Origin of the sequence: Actinomarinicola tropica (assembly GCF_009650215.1) — a bacterium.
GTDB lineage: Bacteria > Actinomycetota > Acidimicrobiia > Acidimicrobiales > SKKL01 > Actinomarinicola > Actinomarinicola tropica.
Map to the genome: position 1 here is coordinate 3,384,130 of NZ_CP045851.1, position 24,148 is coordinate 3,408,277.

The window sequence follows — 24,148 nt, forward strand, 5'->3', positions numbered from 1 at the left end:
GTTCCACCCTCGGGCCCCGGCCGCACGGTCGGGGCCCGAGCGCGTTCAGGCCCCGCCGGGCGTGTGGCGCAGCTCCGCCCACCCGAACGACCGCATCTGTCCCGTCGTCCCGGTCGGCGCCTCGACGTCCCACTCGGCGCTGGCGACGGTCTCCTCGCCGAGGATGTTCCAGTCGCGGATCGCCTGGTCGGGGACGGCCAGCTCGAAGATCGCGGCCGAGGTGACCGGGTCCTCGAACGGGCCGCCGTCGGCACCGTTGCAGACGAGGCTCGGGATCGCGAGCGTTGCGTCAGGCATGTCGAGGAACACCACGAGCCACTCGAGCTCGCCGAGCTCCTTCGTGTCGTCGTAGTCCGTCACGCCCCAGCGCACCTCCAGGAACTGCGCCGAGGCGCTCCACGGCTCAGGGCTGCCGGCCGTGCAGCCGCCCGCCGTGACGTCGTAGGCCGGCTGGTCCGACTCCATCGTCGCCGTCGTGGGCGTGAACCGGATGGCCTCGGCGTCGAAGACGACGTCGGTCGTGAACCTCGCGGTGTCCTCGGAGCGGACCGCCAGGTAGCCCCAGTCGGTCTCCCCCGCAGCCGTCACCTCCACCTCGAGCTCGAAGCGGAGGCAGTCCTCGAGCAACCGGCGGCTCTCGGCAAGGACCTCCTCGGTCGGGGCGCCGATGAGCGCAGACGAGCGCTCGAACGAGTAGTGGATCGGCGGGAGACGGTGGATGACGTGGTGGTCGACGCAGATCTCGTGCTCCTCCTGCATGCAGACCGATGCCACGGTGTCGATGACCTCGTGATAGCTCGTCGGGTACTCCTCGCCGAGAGTGATCTGCCACTGCCGGGCGAAGCCCAGGTGGGTCTCGGCGGCGAGCCGTCCTGCGGCGCAGCTCTCGCCCGCCGCGGCCATCCGGGGCTCGACCACTTCCCGCTCGATCTGCTCGAAGTACTCCCTCATCCGATCACCCCACTCCGGGTTCGGCTCCTCGCCAGCCAGCTCGCGCTGCCGCTCGGCGACGAGGAAGGCGTTGATCTCGCTCTCGATCCGCCTCAACGCGTCTTCGCCGAGGCGGTGTCGCACCTCCTCGACGTCCCCGAGGAAACCCTTCGCGACGCCGTACCCGCTGAAGTGGTCGACCTCGATCGCCACGTCGGGCGTCTCCATCGACGGACGGGCGATGGTCAGCTCGCTCCCTTGGTAGGTGAACGGGAGCTGCTCGTCGACGTCGATCGGTTCGGCCGGCGTGATCGTCAGCGTGGCCGGCACGTCGAAGATCAGCCCGCTCGGCTGGAGGTCGACGGCGTAGGCGGGGCCGTCGCCGAACGGCAGCCCGTCGATCGCCGCCACCGCCGTCATCGTGATCTCCGCAGGGAACCGCAGCGAGTCAGCGGGCACGTCGAGGGTGAACGTCGTCCCGTCGGCGGCGTCCAGGGTGAGCGTCCCGCCGTCGAGGCCGATCCACCCCGAGCTCACCTGCCCCTCGTCGACGTGCGGCGTCACTCGGACGATGTCGTCGAAGTTGCTGGTGTCGACCGGCCCGGTGGACGCCTCTGCCGGCGCCGTGTCCGCGTTCGACGAGTCGGGCACCGGACCGGCACCGTCGTCGTCGCCGGAGCACCCCACGGCCATGAGACCTGCCACCACCACGGCCGCGACGACGCGCACCGTCCACGACCCGTTCTGCCCGCGATCCACGTGTCCCTCCTTCGTCGTGACCGACGAGCATGGCACCCCCAGGCGTGTGGCGCTGCGCTGGCAGTCGCCACGAGAGCACAGTGCGTGTGCGCACCGGCACGCAGTGCGTGCACACGTGGGCCGAACGGCCTAGGATCCCGTCCACCAGATGACGAAAAAGAAGGGGTTGTCATCCCGTCGTCATTGTTGTAACGTGACTGCAACACACCAGACGGAGCCACCTCCACTCCGGCTCCCCCGTTCGGATCTCGCCGAGCTCGCTCGGCACCGGTTCCGTCTGGATCTCCGCAGGTACCGCTCCGGCGGGTTGGTCATACCGCCCGCGCCCGGCTCGTCGGGGCGGTACCTCGGGCACTTCACCAGAGGTACCCAGCGCACACCACGGCTCCGCTCTCGCAGCGGGGCCGTGGCGCGTCAGGCCTCGGACGAGCCCCAGGCCTCGAACGGGCTCAGCTCTCGAAGGAGCGGCGGCCCTCGAGCGCGCGGCCGAGGGTGAGCTCGTCCGCGTACTCCAGGTCGCCTCCAACCGGGAGCCCGCTCGCGATGCGGGTGACCGAGATCCCCAGCGGCTGCAGGAGCCGGCCGAGGTACATCGCGGTCGCCTCGCCCTCGATGTTCGGGTTGGTGCAGAGGATGACCTCGGTGATCCCCTCCGGCTCGAGTCGGGCGAGCAGCTCCTTGACCTTCAGCTGGTCCGGACCGATCCCCTCGATCGGGCTGATCGCCCCCTGGAGGACGTGGTAGCGGCCCCGGAACTCGCGGGTCCGCTCGACGGCCACGATGTCGCGGGACTCCTCGACGACGCAGACGACGTGGGGATCACGCCGCTCATCGGTGCAGATGCCGCACAGCGTGCCCTCGGCGATGTTGAAGCACCGCTCGCAGAACGAGACCTTCTCCTTGGCCTCGCTGATGGCCCGGGCCAGTCGCAGCGCGTCCTCCCGGGGCACCTTGAGGAGGTGGAAGGCGATGCGCTGCGCCGACTTCGGGCCGATGCCCGGCAGACGGCCGAGCTCGTCGATGAGGTCCTGGACGGCGCCGGCGTAGACCGACACGGGCGTCAGTCGCCCTCGCCGAACAACCCGCCGAGCTCGCCCTGCGCACCGCCGCCCGGCAGCCCCCCGCCGAGGGCGCCGAGGTCCAGGCCACCCACCGCGCCCTGCTGCATCTCGTTGACCTGCGCCATGGCGTCGTGGAGCGCAGCGAGGACGAGGTCCTCGAGGAGGCTCGGGTCCTCGGGGTCGATCACCGACGGATCGATCTGCACCGTCCGGAAGTCGAGGCCGCCGGTCACCTCGACCTTGACCGCGCCCCCGCCCGCGCTGCCCTCGACGACGGTGGCCGCCGCCTCTGCCTGGGCCGCCATGAGCTGCTGCTGCATCTGCTGGGCCTGCTCGAGCAGACCGCCGAGGTCGAACCCCGACGGGCCGTTGGGATCGGTCATGGTGCGCTCCTCTGGTGCATGGGTGCGATCGTGGCGGTGGACCGGACGGACGGCGTCGTCACTCCTCGACGACCTCGGCGCCCGGGAACAGCTCGGTGATGCGGTCGATCGAGCTCGAGGCGACGTCGGCGTTGTCGAGCTCCGACACGTCGCCGATCTCGGCCATCTCGTCGTGGTGCTCGTCGCCGCTCGCGCGCCCCTCGCCGGCGCTGGCCGCCGACCCACCGCTGCGGCGGAGTGGGCCCTGGGACGGATCGGCCTCGCCGCCGACCACGAGGCGCATGGCGACGGGGCGACCGAGCTGCTCGGCCAGCGCGGCCTCGACGTCGGGCCGCAGCTCCTCGCAGCGGTCGCGGTGGATGGCGTTGGGCAGGGCGAACTCGGCCGCGCCGTCGGCGGCGACGAAGTGCCCGGCGTTGTAGCGGGCGCGAGCCCGGTTCGACAGACGACCGAGCACGGCCGGCCACGCGGCCTCCAGCTCGGCGAGCGTCGGCGCACCACTGCTCGCGGCCGGCGCCCCTGGCGAGGGGGCCGGCGCCGGCTCCGGCTCGGCGGGAGCCGCCGTCGTCTCCGGCTCGGGTGGGGGCGCCGACGTGGGCTCGGGCTCCGCGCGCGGCTCGGGGGTCGGCGGCGCGGCGGCATCCTCAGGAGCAGCGGCGGGCGGCCGGGCCCCCGATCCGGCAAGAGCGGCGCGGGCGGCGTCGCCAGGACGGCCGCGGCGGGCGGCCGGCGCCGGAGGTGCTGCGGGAGGAGCGGGCGGGGCCGTGGCCGGCGCCGTGGACGCCGGCCGGTCCGACGTCGAAGCTGCCGCCGTCGGGACTGCCGGCGGGGAGGGGGCCGGGCCGCCCTCCGCGAACCCGCGCTCCAGCCGGGCCACGCGCTCGACGAGCGCCGCCATCGACGTGTCGACCTCGGGGCGGGTCATGCGCACGAGGGCGACCTCGAGGGGGATGCGCGTGTCGCCCACGTGGCGCATGTCGGCGATGGCCTCGCCGACCAGCTCGAGGGCACGCGTGATCGTGGCCCGCCCGAGGCGGGAGGCCTGCTCGGCGGCGCGCGCCTGGTCGGCGTCGGTGAGGTGCTGGAGCGGCCCCTGCACCGACGCGAGGAAGATGTCCCGCAACCGGGCGAGGAGGTCCTCGGCGATGGGGCGGGGCTCGCGGCCGACCGACAGGGCCTCGGCGAGGGCGACCATCGCTGCGGCGGTGTCCCGCTCGCAGAGCGACTCGACGAGCGCGTCGACCGAGTCGCCACCCGCCGGCGCCCCGCCTGCCGCGACGACCTGGTCGAGCGCCGAGAGCGTGTCGCGCGCCGACCCACCGCCCTGGCGGAGGGCGTAGGCGATGCCCTCCTCGGTGACGTCGAGCCCGGCGTCGGCGACGACCCACCGCACGTGCTCCTCGAGGACGTCCGCGGGCAGCAGCCCGAACTCGAGGTGCTGGGTGCGGCTCCGGATCGTCGGCAGGACCTTGTGCGGGTCGGTCGTCGCCAGCACGAACACGACGTGCGGCGGCGGCTCCTCCAAGGTCTTCAGCAGGGCGTTCGACGCCCCCGCCGAGAGCATGTGGACCTCGTCGAGGATGTACACCTTCGTCCGCCCCGGCGAGCCGATGCCCGCTCGGCCGATGAGGTCGCGCACCGCCTCGACGCCGTTGTTCGACGCCGCGTCGAGCTCGTGAAGGTCGAACGACGTCCCCGCCTCGATCGACCGGCACGACTCGCAGACGCCGCAGGGCTCGCCGTCGGTGAGGTCCTCGCAGTTCAGGGCCTTGGCGAGGATCCGCGCCGTCGACGTCTTGCCGGTGCCACGCGGACCCGAGAAGAGGTAGGCGTGACCGACCCGGTCCTCGCGCACCGCGTTGCGCAGCGCCCGCACCACGTGCTCCTGGCCGCGGAGCTCGTCGAAGCGCCCGGACCGGTAGCGGCGGTAGAGGGACTGGTAGGCCATCGGGGCGACTCTAGAGGTTCGGGGCCCGCGCTCACCGCGGTGGCGGAACCGGTCGACGAGCGCGACCGTGCCCGCTCCCACAAGTGGCGGCCAGGCGACCTGCGGCACACCGCAGTTTCCGCTGAGAGCTGCTGCCTCCCGGCCCTGACTCGGTTCACGGGCTGCAGTTGCACAGGGCCCGACCGCCACATGCGAGAGCGGGCACCCAGTCACGATACCCTGTCGTCTCCATCAGCAGAACATCGCCGGCCGGCTCGCCGGGCGGCGCACCCGGGAGGGGTGCGAGAGCGGCCGAATCGGCACGCTTGGAAAGCGTGTGTGGGGCAACCCACCGTGGGTTCGAATCCCACCCCCTCCGCTCAGATCCGCACCCATCGAGGAGCCGGTGACCGACCAACAGAGCACCGACGAGGACGCCATGCGCCTCGCCCTCGAGGAGGCTCGCGCCGCCGTCGCCCACGACGACGTGCCCATCGGCGCCGTGGTGCTCGTCGACGGTCGTGTCGTCGCTCGCCGCCACAACGAGCGAGAGCTCCAGGGCGATCCGACGGCGCACGCCGAGATCCTCGCCCTGCGCGACGCGGCCGCTGCGGTCGGTGACGGCTGGCGCCTCGCCGACGCCACGCTCGTCGTCACCCTCGAGCCGTGCCCCATGTGCGCGGGTGCGGCGCTCGCCGCCCGCGTCGCTCGGGTCGTCTACGGCGCCGTCGACCCGAAGGCCGGCGCCTGCGGCTCGCTCTACAACCTCTGCAGCGACCCCCGCCTCAACCACGAACCCGCCCTCACCCACGGCGTGCTCGGCGAGGAGTGCGGTGAGCTGCTGCGCGCCTTCTTCGCCGACCGGCGCACCTGAGCGGGGTCGGCCCGCCGATGCGCTGAGGCCACCCGTCGGCCGCTAGCATCGCCGGCGGAAGGTTGCCAGAGCGGACGAATGGGACGGCCTCGAAAGTCGTTGTGGCCTCCGGGTCACCGTGGGTTCGAATCCCACACCTTCCGCTGCGACGTCCGACACGGGCCGCCCGTCAGGGTGGCCCGTGTCGCGTCCGGGCTGGGGTTGGCTGTCACACCCCCTTCGTAGGATGGGGTCAGGTGGTCGGATCGGTGTTCTTCCCCGCCCGGTTCGGTCGCCTCGTTCGCCGGCGTCGGTGCCGGCCTGTGTGCGGCGATGGCGAGTGGGAGGTGGCGCCGGTGGTGCTGCTCGATGTCGGGGAAGCAGATGTGCATCCGGTGGGTCCGGGTGTTGCGCTGTCGGCGTTGGCCCGGGCGGTGGACCTGCTCGGGGCGGTGGATCTGGATGCGTTGGATGCCCGGTCGGAGATGGCGCTGGTGCGCGACGTGGAGGTCCTGCGTCGCCGCCTGGACGCGGTGACCGACCGCATGGCCGGCCACCTGGACGAGTCGCAGGCGTTCGCGGTCGACGGGTTGGCGTCGGCGGGGGTGGCGGTGCGTCACCTGGGCCGGTTGCCACACGGCGAGGCGCGGGCGCGGGTGCAGTGCGCGCGGGTGTTGCGGGACCTGCCGGCCCTCGCTGCGGCGCACGCGGCGGGGGAGGTGCCGACCGGGCATGTGCGGGCGGTGGCACGGGTGGCCCGCAACCCGCGTGTCGTGGACCTGTTGCCGGTGGTGGAGGACGTGATCGTGGAGATGGCGCGGGACCACTCCCATGACGGGTTCTGTCGGTGGTTGCGGGAGTGGGAACGCCTGGTCGATGTCGACGGCACCGAACAGGACGCCGAGACGTCCCACGCACGACGGACCGGGTCGGTGGTGGAGAACTACGACGGCGGGTTCACCCTCACCGGTGGGTTCGGGAACCTCCAGGGCGCCGCCATCGCCGAGACCTTCGAGTGGTTCGCCCGCGCCGAGCTGATGGCTGACTGGGCCGAGGCCCGAGCCCGGCTCGGTGACGCCGCGACGGAGGCCGACCTGGCCCGCAGCGCCGCGCAGCGCGGCGCCGACGCCCTCGCCGCGATCTTCGCCCGGGCGGCCTCCACCGTCGGCCGGGCGGTGCCGCTGGTCAACATCGTCGTCGATCTGGACACCTTCGAGAACGCCCTCACCGGCGGCGAGCCGGCTGAAGCCCCGCAGGTGCTGGTGTCGACCGGCCCGCGTGTGTGCCGCACCCTGTCGGGGGTGCCCCTCGCACCCTCCGACGTGGTCGCCGCCGCCCTGGCCGGGCAGGTCCGCCGCGTGATCATCGACGCGGACTCCAACGTGATCGATCTCGGACGACGCCGGCGGTTCTTCACCGGCTCGGCCCGCGAGGCTGCCGAGCTCACCAACACCCTCGCCCACCCCGACGGACTGCGCTGCATCTGGAACGGCTGCCACCGACAACGCGGCCTGCAGATCGACCACACCGTCGACGCGAGCCGCGGCGGACCCACCGACCAAGCCAACGCCGCCGTGCTCTGCGACACCCACAACCGGCTCAAGAACCACGGCTGGCACCCCAACCGCGCACCCGACGGCACCTGGACCATCCACCGCCCCGACGGCACACCCACCACGGCGCCGGCCTGATGCGCCGCCGGGCCGCACGACCCCCGCGCGCGCAGCGCGGGCTAGCGTCAGGCGCCATTCCACGTCACAGGGGGGAACCATGACGCTGAAGATCGATCCCGTCGCCGCGGGCCTCGACGAGAGCCGCCTCGACCGCATCCGGGACCACCTGGCGCGCAGCTACGTCGACGCCGGCAAGATCGCAGGGTGCTCGGTGGCCGTGGCCCGGGACGGGCACGTCGGGTACTACGAGGAGATCGGCCAGCGGGATCGCGAGCGGGGCCTGCCGGTCACCGAGGACACGATCTGGCGGATCTACTCGATGACCAAGCCGATCACCGGCGTCGCCCTCATGACGCTCTACGAGCGGGGGGTCTTCCAGCTCGACGACCCGGTGCACCGCTGGATCCCCGAGTGGCGCGACCTGAAGGTGAAGGAGCGCGCGGAGGACGGCACGGAGCGCCTCGTCGAGCCGCTCCGGCCGATGAGCGTCCGCGACGCGCTGATGCACATGACCGGGTTCGGGATGAGCACGCTGTCGCTCCGCACCGACGACAAGGGCCGGGGCTTCCTCGACAGCGACGCCACCCTCGAGACGTTCTGCCAGGGCCTCGCCACGGAGAACCTCGACCACCAGCCCGGCACCCGCTGGATCTACGGCGTCTCCACCGACATCTGCGCCCGCCTCGTCGAGGTGATGTCCGGGCAGCGCTTCGACGACTACCTGCGCACCACGATCTTCGAGCCGCTCGGCATGCCCGACACCGCGTTCCACGTGCCCGACGACAAGGTCGGGCGCTTCGCCGCCAGCTACGGCCGGGCCCGCGACAAGTCGCTGCGGCTGCTCGAGGACCCGGAGCAGAGCGCCTACCGCCGGCAGCGCACCTTCCTCTCGGGCGGCGGCGGTCTGGTGTCGACGATGCCCGACTACCTGCGGTTCACGCAGATGCTCCTCAACGGCGGCGAGCTCGAGGGCACGCGGATCCTCGGCCGCAAGACGGTGGAGCTCATGACGATGAACCACCTGCCGGGTGGTGGCGACATGACGCAGTTCGCGCTGCCCGGCGGCTACGGCGAGGTCGGCTTCGCCGGCATGGGGTTCGGGCTGACGATGGCGGTCAGCCTCGGGCCCGTGCAGACCGGCCAGATCGGGTCGGCCGGCGACTACATGTGGGGCGGCATGGCCTCCACCACCTTCTGGTGCGACCCGGCCGAGGACCTTCTCGTCGTGTTCATGACCCAGCTCATCCCGTCCGGGACGTTCAACTTCCGGGGCCAGCTGAAGTCGCTCGTCTACCCGACGCTGCTCTGACCGTCGTCGCCGGGCGTCAACGCTCGGTCGACGACGAGGCGGCCTGCACGAACCGCTCCGGCGGGCCGAGGAGGTAGCCCTGGGCGTGGTCGCAGCCCAGCTCGACCACCGCCCGGAGCTGCGCCTCGGTCTCGATGCCCTCGGCGACGACCCCGATGCCGAGCGAGTGGGCGAGGGCGACCGAGGCGCCGACGATGGCGCGCTCCTGGCCACTCGGCGAGTCGAGGCCCTGGACGAACGAGCGGTCGATCTTCAAGGTGTCGGCCATCGAGAACCGGCGCAGGTAGTCGAGCGTGGCGTGACCGGTGCCGAAGTCGTCGATCGCGATGTGCGCGCCCAGCGCCTTCAGCCGCTCGAGGGTCTCCACCGCGAGCTCCTCGTTGCCGACGAGGGCGCTCTCGGTGACCTCGAAGCAGATGGCGTCGGGCGGGACACCGGTGCGCTCGAGGAGGCCGTGCACGCGGTCGAGCAGGCCGGGGGCGGACAGCTGCCGGGCCGACAGGTTGATCGCCACCTGGATCCGACCGCCCCGCAGCGGCAGGGGCCAGGCGGCAGCGGAACGGAACGCCTCTTCGAGGATCCACGCGCCGAGCGGGATGATGAGCCCGGACTCCTCGGCCACCGCGATGAAGTCGGCGGGGTGGACGAGCCCGAGGCCGGGCCGCTCCCACCGGACGAGGGCCTCCACACCGACCTGGCGACGGTCGGCCAGGCGGATCACCGGCTGGTAGTGCAGGACGATCTCGCCCCGTTCGTGCGCGCCGTGCAGCGACTGCTCGATGTCGACCCGGCTGAGCGCCCGACGGTGGTCGGCCTCCTCGTAGAGGACGATGCCGTCCCGACCCCGTTCCTTGGCCCGGATCATGGCGTGCTCGGCGTTGCGCACGACGTCCTCGGCACGCGCGTCGGCGTCCTCGGTGACCGCGACGCCGATGCTCACCCGCACCCGCATCTCCGCGGCGCCGGCGCGGATCGGCTCGGCGAACGACTCGACGACGCGCTGGGCCACGGTGAGGATCCCGGCGGCCGAGTCGACGTCGGAGCACACCATGAGGAACTCGTCGCCGTTGAGCCGTCCGACGGCGTCGCCGGCCCGCAGGGTCTCGTGCAGCCGGTCGGCGACGGCGCAGAGGACGGCGTCACCGGTGGCGTGCCCGAGGGTGTCGTTGACGTGCTTGAAGCGGTCGATGTCGACGAAGAGCACGCCGACGCGGCTGCCGGTGCGCTGGGCCCGGCCGATCGCCTGCTCGATCCGGTCGACCAGCAGCGCCCGGTTGGGGAGGCCCGTGAGCTCGTCGTGGACGGCGGCGTGCTCGAGCGCGAGCACGGCGGACTGGCGCTCGACGGCGATCGCCGCGAGGTGGGCGGACTGCTCGACCAGGTCGGACTCCGCGTCGGTGGGGACTCGCCGGTCGTTGCGGATGACGAACAGGGCGCCGCACGGGCGCTCGTCGCCGGTGACGCGGAACGGCCGCACCCAGAACGACTCGACGCCGGTCGTGCGGCAGGCGGCGCGGATCGCGAACCAGCTCGGCTCCCCGAGGGTGACCGCCGTGGTGCGGTCGGGGAGGCGGGCGATGGCCTTGCCGACCGGGGACGCAGCGTCGCTGTGGTCGAGCGCCTGGTAGAGCGGCGACGGCACGTTCGACTCGGCGGCGATCCGCCACCGGCCGTCCGGCTCGAGCAGGAGCACCGCCGATGCAGCGTCGGGGATCCAGCGGCCGAGGCGTTCGACGAGGCGGGCCGCCGTGTCGTCCACCGCCGCACCCCGAGCGATCGCTTCGAGGACGCTGCGCTGCTCGGTGAGGGCGGCGTCGATCATCCGTCGTTCGGTGAGGTCGACGGCGGTGACGACGACCGAGCCCGACGTGGGATCGGCGCTGCGCTCGGTGTCCCACTCGAGGCGGTTCTCGATCATCGCCTCGACCGGGCGCGGCCGTCCGTCGGCGTCGAGGGCCAGCAGCGTGATCGGACCGTGCGTGCCCCGCGCCAGGAAGACCCGGTCGAGCACCTCGGGCGGCACCTCGGCGTGGTCGGCGACGAAGAGCGTGGCGACCGGCGCGCCGATCAGGCGATCCGGTCGGTGGCCGAGGCGGCGTTCGACGGACCCCGAGACGGCACGGATCTCGCCCTTGGCGTCCACCACGGCCACGAGGTCCGAGACGTGGGCGAGCAGGGACGCGGGCGGGAGCGGATCGACGTCCGCGACGGACGGCGGGAACGGGAGGACGGGCTCGTTGCGGCGAGAGCTACGAGCCACGCGCTCCCCCGTGATGGCCCGCGCGTCGCTCCAGGGCAGGCGCGGTCATGCCGCTAGCGTCGACCCGGTGGATGCGCACACCCTCAGTGTCGCCCAGCTGAACGCCCGGATCTCGGATGCTCTGAGCGGCGCGTTCCCCGACCAGGTGTGGGTGACCGGCGAGGTCCACGGCTTCCGGGGGTCGGCCAACGGCCACGTGTACTTCCGGCTGGTGGAGCCCGGCACGCTCGGCCGGCCGTCGGAGGCGAGCCTCAGCGTCGTGCTCTTCCGGGGCAACCGTCGGGTCGTCGACCACGTGCTCGCGCGGGCCGGCGGTCTGGCCCTGTCGGACGAGCTCGAGGTCCGCATCCGCGGCGAGGTGCTGTTCTACGCACCGCAAGGCCGCGTGCAGCTGCGGATGACGGGGATCGACCCGTCGCACACGCTCGGGCGCCTGGCCGCGGACCGCGACGCGCTGCTGCGCCGGCTCGCCGCCGACGGGTTGCTCGACCGCAACGGGCGCCTGCGGCTCACCCCGGTGCCGCTGCGGATCGGCCTGGTGACGAGCGCCGACAGCGCCGCGGCCGCCGACTTCCTCCACGAGCTCGAGCAGAGCGGCGTCGGGTGGTCGGTGACGCTCCTCGACACGCGGGTCCAGGGCGCCGGCTCGGTCGAGCACCTCGTCGCATCGCTGACGGTGGCCGCCCAGCTCCCGCTCGACGTCGTCGCCGTCGTCCGCGGCGGGGGCTCCCGGACCGACCTCGTCGCCTTCGACCACGAGGCGGTGGCCCGCGCCATCGCGTCGATGCCCGTGCCCGTCCTCACCGGCATCGGCCACGAGATCGACGAGAGCGTCGCCGATCGTGTGGCGCACCGGGCGTTCAAGACGCCGACCGCCTGCGCGGCGTTCCTGTGCGAGGCCGTCGGGCGGTTCCGCACCCGCTGCGACGAGCTCGGCCGCCACCTCGCCGTCCGGAGCCGCCACGCGCTCGACCGCCAGGACGCCCACGTCCACGCCCTCGCCACGAGGGTGGCGTCGGGTGCCCGGACGACCGTCGAGCTAGGGGCGGCGCGCCTCGACGCGCTGGGCCGCGCCGTCGCGACGCTGCCCGAGCGGTCGCTCCTGCACGCCGAGCGCCACGCCGATGCCCTCGAGCGCGAGGTGCGGGCGCTCGATCCCGCCCGCGTCATCGCCCGCGGGTGGACGATCACGCGCACGGCCGACGGCCAGCTCGTCCGCCACCTCGCCGACGCACCCATCGGCACCGCCTTGCGCACGACGGTCGCCGACGGCACGGTGTCGTCGACCGTGGAGGCGGGCGACCCCCACCCCGATCCCGCCGTGGACCCCGGAGGCCCCGACGATGACCGACCCTGACGAGCCGGGCGACCTCTTCTCCAGCCAGGAGACGCCGTCCTACGCCGCCGCCCTCGCCGAGCTGGAGGCGATCGTCGCCGAGCTCGACGGTGAGGCGGTCGACGTCGACCACCTGTCGACCCGGGTCCAGCGGGCGTCGGAGCTCCTCGTCGTGCTGCGACGCCGCATCGGCACCGCACGCATGGAGGTCGACCGGGTGGTGGCGAGCCTCGAGGCGATCGACGAGGCGTGACCGGGTCGATCCCCGGGGGCCACGTCGTCGGGCACCGGTAGGCTCCACCGGATGAGAGCCGAGGCCGGTCGTCCCCAGACCTCCGGCGTCGCACCGCCCGACGCCCTGGCCGCGGTCGCCGACCGCGTCACCTCCCGTCTCGAGGGGATCCTCGACGAGGAGGCCCGCCGCTGGTCGGCGCTCGACGCCGACCTCGCCGCGCCGGTCGGTGCGCTGGCCCGGCTCGTCCTGTCGGGCGGCAAGCGCCTGCGTGCCGCCTTCTGCCACTGGAGCTTCGTCGGCGCCGGCGGCGACCCCGACGATCCCCGCATCCTCGACGCCGCAGCGGCGTTCGAGCTGCTCCAGGTCTTCGCCCTGATCCACGACGACGTCATGGACCGGTCCCCCACCCGTCGCGGGACGCCCACGATCCACACCGAGTTCGCCGAGCGGCACACCGAGGCGGCGTGGCGTGGCGATCCCGACCACTTCGGCGAGGGGGTGGCGATCCTCGTCGGGGACGTCGCCCACGTCTACGCCGACCGGCTGATGACCGGTGCGCCGGCCGACGCCATGGAGGTGTGGCACGAGCTGCGCATCGAGGTGAACATCGGCCAGTACCTCGACCTGTTCGGCACGGTCCGAGGTTCCACCGACCTGGCCACGGCTCGGCGCATCTCCCGCTACAAGTCGGGCAAGTACACGATCGAGCGGCCGCTGCACCTCGGCGCCGCCCTCGCCGGCCGCCTGGACGACGTGCGATCTGCCCTCGACGCCTACGGCGTGCCCCTCGGCGAGGCGTTCCAGCTGCGCGACGACCTGCTCGGCGTGTTCGGCGAGCCGAGCCGCACCGGCAAGCCCATCGGCGACGACCTGCGAGAGGGCAAGCCGACGCCGCTGCTCGCCATCGCCACCGAGCGGGCCGACGACGCGCAGCGCGCCGTGCTCGCCCGTGTCGGCGCCGACGACCTCGACATCGACGACATCGCCCGCATCCAGCAGGTGGTGGTCGACACCGGCGCACGCGCCAGCTCCGAGGCGACCATCCGCGACCTCACCGCCCGAGCGGCGGCGGCACTCGACGGGGCGCCCCTGCGTCCTGACGCCATCGACGCCCTCTGCGAGCTGGCCGACTACGTGGGCGCCCGCGAGAGCTGACGGTCGGCGGCGTCGAGCGCGGCGTCCGTGATGCTCCGGTCAGGGATGAAGAGGGCTGCGGTCAGGACGCCCATCGACGCGAACACGGCGCGCAGCCCGAAGCTCTGAGCGATCAGCCCTCCGGCGGCGGCTCCGAGCGGCATGGTGCCCCAGGCGAGGAGCCGGTAGACGCTGTTGAGCCGACCCAGGAGGTGGTCGGGGGTGACGGCTTGGCGGAACGAGACGGTGATGATGTTCCAGACCATGATCATCGCCCCGCCGGCGAACATCGCGGCTCCGATGACCCAGACCTGGTCGGTCACCGCGGGAGTCGCCACGAAGGCGACCATGCCGACGACGGTGACGGTCAGGGTGCGGGCTCGCCCGAGCAGGGACGCGAGGCGGTCGGCGACGAAGGCCGCCGCGATGCTGCCGGCTGCGGCGGTGAGGACGAGGAGGCCGATCGCGGCCTGGTCCAGCCCGAGCACCGAGTCCTCGCCGACGGCGAAGAGGACGAGCACGGCGCCGGTCGCGGAGGAGGCGAGGTTGGCCACACCGACCATCAGCGCCATCGTCCGCAGCAACGGCCGGTCGACGAGGAAGCGGAGGCCCTCCCCGATGTCGGCGCGGAGGCTGGTGCGCGTGCTCGCGCGGACCGGCGTGAACGAACCACGCAGCGCCCACAGGGCGGCGACCGCGACGAGCCACAGGCCGGTCGTGATCCAGAACGCGGCAGCGACCGCCAGACCGACGAGCACACCGGCGAGCGGCGGTCCGACGAACTGCTGGGCGCCGAGCTCGATCGCGCCGAGCCGGCCGTTCGCCCGGGCGAGCTGGTCCCGTCGCACCAGGTTGGGGAGGATCGACTGGTTGGCCGTGTCGTAGAAGACCTCTGCGACCCCGGTGCCTGCGGCCACCAGGTAGAGCGCGGCGATCGAACCGCCGCCGGACTGGAGGACCACCGCGAGGGCGACGACTGAGGCCGTGCGCACAAGGTTGGCGCCGATCATCGTGTGGCGCCGATCCCAGCGGTCGGTCAGCGCCCCGACGGGGAGCGCGAAGAGCAGCCAGGGCAGGGTGCGCACGAGCTCGAGTCCAGCCACCGCGGTCGGCGAGCGGGTGAAGGTGATCGCCGCGAGCGGCAGTGCCAGCTTGAACACGCCGTCGGCGAGGTTCGAGGCGCCGGCGGACGCCGCGATGCGCCAGAAGCGCGACCCCAGGCCTCGGGCTGGCGTCACCCCCTTCGAGCAGTCTTCACTCATTGGAGGTTCTTCCAATCACGTCCTTCATCGTGCCATTGGATGATCGTCCAAGCAACGGCGCGGGACAGGGCTACCGTTCAGGAGGTGACCGGCGACAGGACCCCCGCGGCCGCGGCGCAGGCCAAGGCGCTGGCCAGCCCGATCCGCCTGCGCATCCTCCGCCTCTGCCTGCATGACGCGCTGACCAACCAGCAGCTCGCCGACCGCCTCGGCTGCGACCCGTCCACGGCGCACTACCACGCCCGGATCCTCCTCGACGCCGGCTTCCTCGAGCGCACCGAGCCCCGCCGCGGCCCGAACGGGGCGCTCGAGAAGCCGCATCGTTCGACCGGTCTGTCGTGGACCCTCGACCTCGGCACCGAGGATCCCGAACCGACCCTCGCCATGGTCGACGCGGTGCGCGCCGAGCTCGCCGACTCCGGCCCGGGCTCGGTCGCGTCGTCGTCGCGGTTCGTGCTGCACCTCGACGACGCGCGCCTGGACGAGCTGCTCCGCCGGATCCAAGAGATCCTCGACGAGTACACGGCGACCGACAACGCACGCCGCGCCGAGGATCAACCCAGGCTCGGTGGGCTGCTCGTGCTCCACCGACTGACCGACGCCGACCGAGCGGAGCGCACGTGACGACCTGTGGCAGCTGCGGCGCGGTGGTCGACGAGGTGAGCTGCGCCGAGCTCTTCGATCGCCTGCTCGCGCTCGACCACGAGCGGCGGGAGCCGTGGGGCCCGCTCCACGGCGAGGCGGTGGCGTGCTACTTCGCGCAGCACCCGAACGCACCGAGGGCACCGCGGGACACCGGCCCCCTCCTCGACCGGCTCCGGCGATTCGTCGGTGACGGCGTCGAGGCGGGCGACGTCCTCCCGGGGGCGACGATCCACGCCGTCGCAGTCGACGGCTCGTTCCCCGCGGCCGGCTACCGCGACCGGCTCGAGCGGTGGGCCCGCTCGATCGTCGCCGCAGACGCCGGTGGCGGGCAGGCCACCCCGCGCTGAGCGCCCGAACCGGACGTCAGACGGCGGCGAAGCGGGTGAGCGCCGCGGCCAGCGGCTCCTCCACCACGCCGTACTGCCGGGCGACCTCGTCGAGCCAGTGGGGGCGCACACGGGCGGCGACCGCGAGGCACGGGTCGAGCCCGCTCAGGTGCACGGCCTGGCGGACGAAGGTCGACGCGTAGTCGGGGGGCCGCACGTCGGAGCTGAGCTCGGCCAGCGCGTAGGGGTCGGGCGGGCGCGGCGCCGCGGGGTCGATGCGGTGCAGCACGGCGCTCATCGGACGCGGTCCGCCGCCGGCGAGGCCGGGGCCGTCGTCGAGGATCGCGCCGCGGACCTCCTCCGGACGGGCGCCGGCGAGCATCAGCCCGACGTAGGCGCCGAGCCCCCGACCGAGCACGGTGACCTCGCCGAGGTGCGCGAGCGCGGTGTCGGCGTCGGCCATCAGGAACTCGGCGGTGTAGCCGCCGCCGGAGGGCACGGTGGAGGCGCCGTGGCCGGTGAAGTCGAGGGCGTGCACGGGACCCGGCCACGCATCGGCCACCTGCGGAGGGACCGCCGTCGGCGACGCCTCGCCGAGGCCGTGGAGCAGCAGCAGGGCACGTCCGTCGCCCCCTCGCAGCTGGTGGAGCGCCAGCTCGACCTTGCCGTGCCGGAGGGTCGTCGTGGTGGCGGTCGTCATCCGAGGAACTCCAGGACGAGGTCGGCGATCGCCTGCGGGCGTTCGACGTGGACGAAGTGGCCGGTGTCGGCGAGCTCGAGGACCCGGGCGCCCGGCGGCAGGTGCGGTTCGACGTCGGCGAACGACGTGCCCCAACCCATCGGTTCCTCGATGGTCGAGAGCACGCCGAGGAGGGGCACGGCCAGGCCCGGCAGGCGCTCGAGGTTCCAGTCCGGTCGGAACGGGCCGAACCCGCCGAAGCGGAGCTGCGGGTCGATCGGCCAACGGTGGCCGTCCTCGGAGGCGACGGTGCCGATCGCCGCGAGGTAGCGCAGCCACTCCGGCGTGAGCCGCGGGTTCATCGAGCCACGGCGCTCGGCCAGCTCCTCGACCGTGCCCGGCTTGCGGCGCAGCTCGTGGGTGCGGCGGTGGTGGCCGAGCCAGGACGCGAGCTCGTCGGCGAGCATCCGGGTGCGCTCGTGGTCGGCGACGTCGGGCGCCTTGCGGCCCGACGGGAGGCCGTCGAGGTTGACCATGCGGGTGATGCGCCAGGGCGCGACCTCGGCCATCTGCAGCAGGATGCCGCCGCCCTTCGAGTGGCCGACGACGGGGAGCGGGTCGAGGCTCGTCGAGTCCATGACGGCGACGGCGTCGCGGATGTCGGCGTCCCAGCTGTAGAGGGCGGCGTGGTCGGAGAAGCCGTGACCCCGCTGGTCCCAGGACACGACCCGCCAGCCGCCGGCGGCCAGGAGCGGGGCGAACACGTCGAAGGTGCGGGCGAAGTCGAAGCCGCCGTGGGCGAGCATCAGCGGCGGGGCGGACTCGTCGCCCCACTCGTACACCTCGATGCCCACACCGGCGCTGTCGACCTGCCGCACGCGGTCGGGCGCCTGCGCGCCCGGGAACGTCGCGGTCGAGGGGTCATCGGTCATGGACGGGCACACTAGGCACGCGCACCGGTTCTCACCCATTCTCATCTCGGCGGCTACGCTGCCCGGATGACCGAGAGCCGCCCCTCCACCTCGCCGTCGCCCCACGTGCACCGGACGGCGTCCGAGCGGCTCCGGCGGGACGGCCAGCGCTACACGACGAGCCGGCGCATCCTCGTCGAGCTGCTGGAGTCCGCCGACCGACCCCTCACCATCCCCGAGATGCTCTCCCGCCGTGACGGCATCCCCCAGAGCTCGGCGTACCGCAACCTCGCCGTCCTGGAGCGGGCGGGCGTGGTCGACCGGGTGCTCGCCACCGACGAGTTCACCCGCTACGAGCTCGCCGAGGACCTCACCGAGCACCACCACCACATGATCTGCACCGACTGCGGATCGGTCGCCGACTTCGTGATGACCCCGGCGGCCGAGCGGCGCCTCGACGACGCAGCGGCGGCGATCGCCGAGGCCGCCGGGTTCCGCATCTCGGGGCACCGCTTCGACCTCCTCGGGCTCTGCGGCGCCTGCACCGAGCGGGGCGCGTGAGCTCCTCACCGCTCGACCACGCCCACTCCCACACGTTGGCCGACGCCGCCGACCTGGCGACGCCGGCTGTGCGGCGCACGCTGGTGGTCGTCCTCGCGGCGGTCGCAGCGCTGACCGTCGCCGGGCTGCTCGTGCTGTGGCCCGACGACGACGTCGCCGTCGAGACCGACACGGGCTTCGCCGTCGAGCTCGTCGACGCCACCGTCACGCGGATCGAGCTCGTCCCGTGCAGCGGCGTGGGCGAGGCGGAGACCGTGCGGTGCGAGCGGATCACGTCCCGCGTCACGTCGGGGCCGACGTCGGGCACCGACGCGAGCTTCGAGCTGTTCCCCACCGCGTCGAACCCCACGATCGAGCGGGGCGACGGCATCGTGCTCTCCTACGCCCCGGACGCCCCGGCGGAGGTCGCGTACCAGTTCGCCGACTTCCAGCGCGGGTCGTCGCTGATGTGGCTCGCCGGCCTCTTCGCCCTCGCGGTCGTCGCACTGGCGCGGATGAAGGGCGTACGGGCGCTGCTCGGCGTCGCGGTCAGCCTCGTGGTCATCGTCGGCTTCCTGCTCCCCGCGCTGCTCACCGGGCGCTCACCGCTGCTGCTCGCGCTCGTCGCGTCGTCGACGATCGCGTTCCTGGCGCTGTTCCTCGCCCATGGCGTCAACGAGCGCACCGCGGTGGCGCTGCTCGGCACCCTCGCCTCGTTGGCGGTCACCGGCGTGCTCGCCCTCGTGTTCGTCGAGGCCACCAGCCTGACCGGACTGGGCAGCGAGGAGGCCACCCTGCTGCGTGCCAGCTCCGGGGTGATCGACTTCCAGGGCCTGTTGCTCGCCGGGATCCTGATCGGCGCGCTCGGCGTGCTCGACGACGTCACCGTCACCCAGGTGTCGGCGGTGTGGGAGCTGAAGCAGGCCGACCCGTCGTTCGGGCCGCTCGACCTGTACCGGCGGGCGGTCCGCATCGGCCGCGACCACATCGCCTCGGTCGTCAACACCCTCGCCCTTGCCTACGCCGGCGCCGCGCTCCCCCTCCTGCTCCTCTTCACCCAGGCGTCGCGGTCGTTCGGCGAAGTGATCACCGGCGAGGCGGTGGCGGTGGAGGTCGTGCGCACGCTCGTCGGCAGCATCGGGCTCGTCGCCGCCGTGCCGCTCACGACGGGGCTGGCGGCGCTCGTCATCGGCCGCGCCGACGCCCCGGCCGTCGACGACCGGGGCGGCCGCGCGGCTCGACGCGAGGCGCGGCGGGCGCGCCGCCGTGATCCGTTCTGGAGCGACGTCGACGTCTGAGTTGCGGGCGGCGGCAGCTGAGGGAGCGGTGCCGCGCCGCGATCAGGGCAGCGGGTCGAACGAGCGCTGGAGGAACGTGGCCAGCTGGCCGCGCGTCATCGTCGCGTCGGGCTGGAACTGGTTGGTCGCGCCGACGCCCGTGGTGACCCCGGTGGCCTTCGCCCAGGCGACCGCCCGGTAGTAGTAGGCGTTCGGGTCGGTGACGTCGGAGAAGCCGGGGTGCGGGTAGCCGGTCTTCGAGCCCCACACCCGCCACAGGAACGTGATCATCTGCCCTCGGGTCATCAGGCCGTCGGGCTGGAACTGGTTGGTGCCGCCCACGCCGGTCGTGAGCCCCTGGTCGTACAGGTAGTCGACGGCGGCGGTGTAGTAGGCGCCGCGGGGGACGTCGACGAACGGCGACGGCGGCGCGGGGAGCGACCCCTCGATGCGGTGGATGTAGGTCGCCATCTGGCCGCGGGTCACCGGACCGTCGGGCTGGTAGGTGCCGGTGCTGCCGACGCCGGTCGTGAGCCCGGCCGAGCGCAGCCAGGCCACCGGGCCCGTGTAGAAGGCCCCGAGCGGGACGTCGGCGAAGGGCTGGACCCACCCCACGCTCTCGTGGATGCCGCCCTGGTCGACGTCGTCCTCGCCGGGCCCGATCACCGAGATCGTCCAGTCGACCGAGTACGGGTTCCCGAGGCTGGCCCGTGCGACGAAGAGCTCCGCACCGCCGTTCCCGTCGTAGATCGTGCCGCCGAGCGCCCCGGAGACGTTGGTGATGTCGTCGCAGCTGCGGGCGCGGCCCAGCCCGTCGTCGACGCGCACCCCGTTCTCGACGACCATGAGCAGCAGGTACTCGTAGCCGTTGCAGCCGTCGTCCCAGCGACGGTTGGTGTTGAAGGCGACGAGCACCTCGGTGAGGTCGTCGGGGTTGGCGATCGTGGAGAACACGTCGAAGAAGCCCCCTCGCTCGCCCTCGAACTCCATCCGGTAGGAGCGCAGGTCGACCGTCGCGTCGCCGGTCGGATCGGAGTAGGTGGGCGACCGCCAGACGACGGCCTGTGGCGCCAGCGTCGCCACCTCCTGCCCGGTGGGGCCGGGTGCCGCGGAGGTCGCGGCGTCGAGCAGCGCCGGGTCGACCCCGTCGAACGTACCGAGCTCGCCGTCGGTGGCCGGGGCGGGCTGTGCCCCCGCGGCGCTCGTCGTCGTGAGTGCGAGCGCGATGAGCGCGCCCGCTGCCGTCCTGCCCCACCTGGTCATCGCCGTCTCCCCTGCGCCCGATCGAAGCGCCAAGGATGACACACCGGCTCCTCGGCCCGACCGACCAGGCCGAGTTGCGGGGCGGCGCGGGGACCGGTTACCTGAACCGGTGCCCGCAGACCCCAGCCAGGAAGCCGCCCGGCGGCGGACGTTCGCCATCATCAGCCACCCCGACGCGGGCAAGACGACGCTCACCGAGAAGTTCCTCCTCTACGGCGGGGCGCTCACGTCCGAGGCGGGGTCGGTCAAGGCGAAGGGTGCGCGGCGGTCGGCGACCTCGGACTGGATGGAGCTGGAGCAGAAGCGCGGGATCTCGATCACCTCGACCGTCCTCCAGTTCCCGTACCGCGACCACGTGATCAACCTCCTCGACACGCCCGGCCACCGCGACTTCTCCGAGGACACCTACCGCGTGCTCGCCGCCGCCGACGCCGCGGTGATGGTCCTCGACGCCGCGAAGGGCATCGAGCCCCAGACGCTCAAGCTCTTCGAGGTGTGCCGCGAGCGGGACATGCCGCTGCTCACGTTCATCAACAAGTGGGACCGTCCCGGCCGGGACCCGCTCGAGCTGCTCGACGAGATCGAGGCGCAGATCGGCGTGCACCCGGCCCCGGTCACCTGGCCGGTCGGCATCGCCGGGGACTTCCGCGGCGTGATCGATCGCCGCACCGGCGACTTCATCCGCTTCACCCGCACCGCCGGTGGGGCGACCGAGGCGGGCGAGGAGCTGCTCGCACCGGACGAGGCGGCCGAGCGCGAGGGCGAGGCGTGGACCGCGGCCACCGGCGAGCTGGAGCTGCTCGAGGCGACCGGGGCCGACGTGGACGAGGAGTCGTTCCTCGCCGGCATCTCGACGCCGGTCTACTTCGGTTCGGCGCTCACGAACTTCGGGGTGCGCCTCATGCTCGACGGGGTCGTCGACCTGGCCCCGGCACCGGCGCCGCGTGTCGACGTGAAGGACGAGCCCCGGCCGCTCGACGCCCCGTTCTCGGGGTTCGTCTTCAAGGTCCAGGCGAACATGGACCGCGCGCACCGCGACCGCCTGGCCTTCTTCCGGGTGTGCTCCGGGCGGTTCGAGCGCGGGATGGTCGTGACGATCGATCGGACGGGTCGGCCCTTCGCCACCAAGTACGCCCAGCAGGTGTTCGGCCAGGATCGCGAGACGGTCGAGGAGGCATGGCCGGGCGACGTCGTCGGGCTCGTCAACGCCACCGACGTCCGCATCGGCGACACGCTCTGGGTCGACCAGCCGGTCACCTTCGCCGGGATCCCGAGCTTCGCCCCCGAGCTGTTCTGGGTGGCGCGGGCGAAGGACACCAGCCGCTTCAAGCAGTTCCGGTCGGGGATCTCCCAGCTCGACGAGGAGGGCGTGGTGCAGGTGCTGCGCGACCCGGAGATCGGCGACCAGGCCCCGGTGCTGGCCGCCGTCGGCCAGATGCAGTTCGAGGTGGCCGCCCACCGCCTGGAGAACGAGTTCGGAGCCCCCGTCGAGCTGAGCCCGACGAGCTACACCGTCGCCCGCCGCACCGACGCCGAGAGCGAGCCGGCGCTCAAGTCGATGCGCGGCGTCGACGTGCTGCGCCGGGCCGACGGCACGCGCCTGGCGCTCTTCGAGTCGAGCTACTGGTTGGCGCGGGTGGAGGGCGACCACCCCGAGCTGGTGCTCGAGCGGCTCGTCGCCGAGGGCGGCAGCTGACCGACCGGCCTCAGTGGTCGAGGTGCTTGACGACGAGGACGACGTCGTCGAAGCGCTCCGCACCGGAGAGGGCACGGCGGAGGATGCCGTCGGCGACGGCGTTGACCGGCTCGCCGTGCAGCTGGCGCGCCGCCGCCTCCAGCCGTTGGAGACCGGCGTCGATCACCTCGCCGCGCCTCTCGACCAGACCGTCGGTGTAGAGGACGACGACGTCGCCGCGCTGGAGCTCGGTCGTGGCCGACCGGCGCTCCGCACCCGGGTGCACGGCCAGCGGGACGCCACCGACCTCGTCGAGCCACCGGGTGCGGTCGGTGCCCACGAGGAGGGGCGGGAGGTGGCCCGCGCTGGCGTAGGTGAGCGTGTGCGCCTCACGGTCGATGACGGCGCAGACGACGGTGCTGGCGAAGGCGTGGGCGGTGCGGGCCGCGAAGCGGTCGAGCCGCTCGAGCACCTGGTCGGGCGCCAACCCGTCGAGGAGCATCGCCCGCGTCGCCGAGCGCATCTGGCCCATCGCCGTCGCCGCCTCGAGGTCGTGCCCCACGCAGTCACCGACGACGATCGCCCGGCTGGTGGGGCCGACGTCGATGACGTCGTACCAGTCGCCACCGACGGACAGCCCACCGGTGGCGGGCAGGTAGCGGGCGGCGACGGTCGGCAGGTCGCTCGCCGGGCGGAGCATCGCCTCCTGGAGCGTGTCGCTGATCTGGCGGTACTCGTCGAGCTCGACCGCCCGACGGTAGGCGGCGTCGATCGCCGCGCCGATGGCGCTCGCCACCAGGTCGATGAACGACCGGTAGTCGGCGTCGTAGGCCCGGCGCGGGTTGAGGCCGGCGACGAGGACGCCGGTGAGGTCGTCGTGCGGCTCGCCCAGACGGACGATGACGTGCTCGGCGGGCAGCCGACCGGCAGCGTCCCCGCCGATCACGCGGGCGGGCCCGCCCTCGCTGACCTGGCGGACGAGGTCGGGGTCCACGGGTGAGGCGGTGTCGGCCCGCGTGGTGCTGACCAGCGCCACGCCGTCGCCGACCCGGAGGTACACGTCGGCGTCGACGATGTCGGCGTTCCAGCGGGCGAGAGCAGAGATGGCGCCAGCGGCGACGTCGGTGACGCGCGGCGCGTCGAGGATCATCGTCGTCACCGCCGAGAGGCAGGCCAGGCGACGTTCGGCCAGGACCTCCGCGGTCGTCTCGGTGACGACGTCGAAGATCCCCCCGACCGAGCCGTCCGACAGGAAGATCGGGCTGTAGGACCAGGTGAAGTAGGCCTCCTCCGGGTAGCCGTGCCGCTCCATCACGAGGAGGCCGTGCTCGTCCCACGTGGACCCGCCCTTGCCCATCACCTCGTCGGCGAGCGGTTCGAGCACCTCCCAGATCTCCACCCACACCTCCTTGGCGGAGGCGCCGAGCGACGTGGGGTGCTTGTCCCCGAGGATCGGCCGGTACCCGTCGTTGTAGATCTCGATGAGCTCCTCGCCCCACAGCACGATCATCGGGAAGCGGCTGGAGAGGCAGAGGCGCACGGCGTTGCGCAGCGGCGAGGGCCACGACGTGGGCGGACCGAGCGGCGTGCTGGCCCAGTCGTGCTCGCGCACGAGGCGTCCCATCTCGGTGCCCTCACCGATGTGGGCCATCCACCCGGGGAGACCGTCGCCGCTCGCGGCAGCCTCGCTCGTGCGCGTCATCGGACCGC

General features: G+C 73.1%; 21 protein-coding genes, 2 tRNA genes and 1 other RNA gene. 13 read left to right on the forward strand and 11 right to left on the reverse strand.

Annotated elements, in window-relative coordinates:
- Positions 1-45: 45 nt before the first annotated feature.
- The 5 genes from GH723_RS16640 to ffs form a co-directional block, all read right to left on the reverse strand.
- Positions 46-1,689, reverse strand: a complete 1,644-nt coding sequence (locus tag GH723_RS16640) for a hypothetical protein (protein WP_153760702.1) — start codon at positions 1,687-1,689, stop codon at positions 46-48.
- A 449-nt stretch (positions 1,690-2,138) separates the two neighbouring features.
- Positions 2,139-2,744 carry a recombination mediator RecR gene (gene recR, locus GH723_RS16645; protein ID WP_153760703.1) on the reverse strand — a complete coding sequence of 202 codons (606 nt, stop codon included), beginning with the start codon at positions 2,742-2,744 and terminating at the stop codon, positions 2,139-2,141.
- A gap of 5 nt (positions 2,745-2,749) precedes the next feature.
- On the reverse strand, positions 2,750-3,133 hold the full coding sequence (locus GH723_RS16650) for a YbaB/EbfC family nucleoid-associated protein (RefSeq protein WP_153760704.1): 384 nt from the start codon (positions 3,131-3,133) through the stop codon (positions 2,750-2,752).
- Positions 3,134-3,191: 58 nt separating this feature from the next.
- Entirely contained in the window at positions 3,192-5,081 is a 1,890-nt protein-coding gene (gene dnaX / locus GH723_RS16655; protein ID WP_153760705.1) for a DNA polymerase III subunit gamma/tau, read from the reverse strand.
- A gap of 85 nt (positions 5,082-5,166) precedes the next feature.
- Positions 5,167-5,265: signal recognition particle sRNA small type (gene ffs / locus GH723_RS16660), an RNA gene on the reverse strand.
- A gap of 89 nt (positions 5,266-5,354) precedes the next feature.
- On the opposite strand from ffs, the gene GH723_RS16665 reads away from it, so the two are divergent.
- The 5 genes from GH723_RS16665 to GH723_RS16685 all read left to right on the forward strand — a co-directional run bounded on the left by GH723_RS16665 (position 5,355) and on the right by GH723_RS16685 (position 8,895).
- Positions 5,355-5,439: transfer RNA gene (locus tag GH723_RS16665), tRNA-Ser, on the forward strand.
- Positions 5,440-5,466: 27 nt separating this feature from the next.
- The gene (gene tadA, locus GH723_RS16670) at positions 5,467-5,934 is read left to right on the forward strand and encodes a tRNA adenosine(34) deaminase TadA (protein WP_229022892.1); all 468 of its coding nucleotides are present in this window, start codon (positions 5,467-5,469) and stop codon (positions 5,932-5,934) included.
- A gap of 56 nt (positions 5,935-5,990) precedes the next feature.
- Positions 5,991-6,077 (forward strand) — tRNA-Ser (locus GH723_RS16675).
- A 231-nt stretch (positions 6,078-6,308) separates the two neighbouring features.
- A complete protein-coding gene (locus GH723_RS16680; RefSeq protein ID WP_153760706.1) occupies positions 6,309-7,604 on the forward strand; it encodes an HNH endonuclease in 1,296 nt (431 codons plus the stop codon).
- A 79-nt stretch (positions 7,605-7,683) separates the two neighbouring features.
- On the forward strand, positions 7,684-8,895 hold the full coding sequence (locus GH723_RS16685) for a serine hydrolase domain-containing protein (RefSeq protein WP_153760707.1): 1,212 nt from the start codon (positions 7,684-7,686) through the stop codon (positions 8,893-8,895).
- Positions 8,896-8,911: 16 nt separating this feature from the next.
- Here the strand turns inward: GH723_RS16685 and GH723_RS16690 are convergent, their stop codons facing one another.
- Positions 8,912-11,155 (reverse strand): sensor domain-containing protein, encoded by a 2,244-nt coding sequence (locus GH723_RS16690; RefSeq protein WP_153760708.1) that lies wholly within the window; start codon positions 11,153-11,155, stop codon positions 8,912-8,914.
- A gap of 67 nt (positions 11,156-11,222) precedes the next feature.
- Here GH723_RS16690 and xseA point away from each other — a divergent pair, with 67 nt between their 5' ends.
- The 3 genes from xseA to GH723_RS16705 are packed head-to-tail and all read left to right on the forward strand — an operon-like array spanning position 11,223 to position 13,881.
- The gene (xseA, locus tag GH723_RS16695) at positions 11,223-12,512 is read left to right on the forward strand and encodes an exodeoxyribonuclease VII large subunit (RefSeq protein ID WP_195210386.1); all 1,290 of its coding nucleotides are present in this window, start codon (positions 11,223-11,225) and stop codon (positions 12,510-12,512) included.
- Positions 12,499-12,744 carry an exodeoxyribonuclease VII small subunit gene (locus GH723_RS16700; RefSeq protein WP_153760710.1) on the forward strand — a complete coding sequence of 82 codons (246 nt, stop codon included), beginning with the start codon at positions 12,499-12,501 and terminating at the stop codon, positions 12,742-12,744. The genes xseA and GH723_RS16700 overlap by 14 nt, the downstream gene beginning before the upstream one ends.
- A gap of 51 nt (positions 12,745-12,795) precedes the next feature.
- Complete coding sequence (locus tag GH723_RS16705; RefSeq protein WP_153760711.1) at positions 12,796-13,881, forward strand: polyprenyl synthetase family protein; 1,086 nt, start codon at positions 12,796-12,798, stop codon at positions 13,879-13,881.
- On the opposite strand, the gene GH723_RS16710 is transcribed toward GH723_RS16705, so the two are convergent.
- Positions 13,857-15,122: an MFS transporter gene (locus tag GH723_RS16710; protein WP_153760712.1), complete on the reverse strand. Its 1,266-nt coding sequence runs from the start codon at positions 15,120-15,122 to the stop codon at positions 13,857-13,859. The genes GH723_RS16705 and GH723_RS16710 overlap by 25 nt on opposite strands.
- 84 nt (positions 15,123-15,206) lie before the next feature.
- Here GH723_RS16710 and GH723_RS16715 point away from each other — a divergent pair, with 84 nt between their 5' ends.
- Both GH723_RS16715 and GH723_RS16720 read left to right on the forward strand, forming a co-directional pair.
- Complete coding sequence (locus tag GH723_RS16715; RefSeq protein WP_229022893.1) at positions 15,207-15,746, forward strand: ArsR/SmtB family transcription factor; 540 nt, start codon at positions 15,207-15,209, stop codon at positions 15,744-15,746.
- Positions 15,743-16,114, forward strand: coding sequence for a DUF5946 family protein (locus tag GH723_RS16720; protein ID WP_229022894.1), 372 nt, complete (start codon positions 15,743-15,745; stop codon positions 16,112-16,114). Before GH723_RS16715 ends, GH723_RS16720 begins: the two co-directional genes overlap by 4 nt.
- 16 nt (positions 16,115-16,130) lie before the next feature.
- On the opposite strand, the gene GH723_RS16725 is transcribed toward GH723_RS16720, so the two are convergent.
- Both GH723_RS16725 and GH723_RS16730 read right to left on the reverse strand, forming a co-directional pair.
- A complete protein-coding gene (locus GH723_RS16725) occupies positions 16,131-16,793 on the reverse strand; it encodes an alpha/beta fold hydrolase (RefSeq protein WP_153760714.1) in 663 nt (220 codons plus the stop codon).
- Positions 16,790-17,704: an alpha/beta fold hydrolase gene (locus GH723_RS16730; protein ID WP_153760715.1), complete on the reverse strand. Its 915-nt coding sequence runs from the start codon at positions 17,702-17,704 to the stop codon at positions 16,790-16,792. The genes GH723_RS16725 and GH723_RS16730 overlap by 4 nt, the downstream gene beginning before the upstream one ends.
- Positions 17,705-17,770: 66 nt before the next feature.
- Between GH723_RS16730 and GH723_RS16735 the strand changes: the two genes are divergently transcribed.
- Entirely contained in the window at positions 17,771-18,244 is a 474-nt protein-coding gene (locus GH723_RS16735; RefSeq protein ID WP_153760716.1) for a Fur family transcriptional regulator, read from the forward strand.
- A complete protein-coding gene (locus GH723_RS16740; RefSeq protein ID WP_153760717.1) occupies positions 18,241-19,521 on the forward strand; it encodes a YibE/F family protein in 1,281 nt (426 codons plus the stop codon). Before GH723_RS16735 ends, GH723_RS16740 begins: the two co-directional genes overlap by 4 nt.
- Before the next feature lie 42 nt (positions 19,522-19,563).
- On the opposite strand, the gene GH723_RS16745 is transcribed toward GH723_RS16740, so the two are convergent.
- Positions 19,564-20,763 (reverse strand): S-layer homology domain-containing protein, encoded by a 1,200-nt coding sequence (locus tag GH723_RS16745; RefSeq protein WP_153760718.1) that lies wholly within the window; start codon positions 20,761-20,763, stop codon positions 19,564-19,566.
- A gap of 109 nt (positions 20,764-20,872) precedes the next feature.
- On the opposite strand from GH723_RS16745, the gene GH723_RS16750 reads away from it, so the two are divergent.
- Positions 20,873-22,459: a peptide chain release factor 3 gene (locus tag GH723_RS16750; protein WP_229022895.1), complete on the forward strand. Its 1,587-nt coding sequence runs from the start codon at positions 20,873-20,875 to the stop codon at positions 22,457-22,459.
- Positions 22,460-22,469: 10 nt separating this feature from the next.
- Here the strand turns inward: GH723_RS16750 and GH723_RS16755 are convergent, their stop codons facing one another.
- Positions 22,470-24,140: a PP2C family protein-serine/threonine phosphatase gene (locus GH723_RS16755; RefSeq protein ID WP_153760720.1), complete on the reverse strand. Its 1,671-nt coding sequence runs from the start codon at positions 24,138-24,140 to the stop codon at positions 22,470-22,472.
- Between the last annotated feature and the right edge of the window lie 8 nt (positions 24,141-24,148).

Bases quoted from the DNA above. Each gene is read 5' to 3' on its own strand.
- GH723_RS16730 (WP_153760715.1), bottom strand. From the start codon at position 17,704: ATGACCGATGACCCCTCGACCGCGACGTTCCCGGGCGCGCAGGCGCCC.
- GH723_RS16685 (WP_153760707.1), top strand. From the start codon at position 7,684: ATGACGCTGAAGATCGATCCCGTCGCCGCGGGCCTCGACGAGAGCCGC.
- GH723_RS16745 (WP_153760718.1), bottom strand. From the start codon at position 20,763: ATGACCAGGTGGGGCAGGACGGCAGCGGGCGCGCTCATCGCGCTCGCA.
- GH723_RS16755 (WP_153760720.1), bottom strand. From the start codon at position 24,140: ATGACGCGCACGAGCGAGGCTGCCGCGAGCGGCGACGGTCTCCCCGGG.
- GH723_RS16710 (WP_153760712.1), bottom strand. From the start codon at position 15,122: ATGAGTGAAGACTGCTCGAAGGGGGTGACGCCAGCCCGAGGCCTGGGG.
- GH723_RS16700 (WP_153760710.1), top strand. From the start codon at position 12,499: ATGACCGACCCTGACGAGCCGGGCGACCTCTTCTCCAGCCAGGAGACG.
- GH723_RS16705 (WP_153760711.1), top strand. From the start codon at position 12,796: ATGAGAGCCGAGGCCGGTCGTCCCCAGACCTCCGGCGTCGCACCGCCC.
- GH723_RS16725 (WP_153760714.1), bottom strand. From the start codon at position 16,793: ATGACGACCGCCACCACGACGACCCTCCGGCACGGCAAGGTCGAGCTG.
- dnaX (WP_153760705.1), bottom strand. From the start codon at position 5,081: ATGGCCTACCAGTCCCTCTACCGCCGCTACCGGTCCGGGCGCTTCGAC.
- GH723_RS16650 (WP_153760704.1), bottom strand. From the start codon at position 3,133: ATGACCGATCCCAACGGCCCGTCGGGGTTCGACCTCGGCGGTCTGCTC.
- GH723_RS16735 (WP_153760716.1), top strand. From the start codon at position 17,771: ATGACCGAGAGCCGCCCCTCCACCTCGCCGTCGCCCCACGTGCACCGG.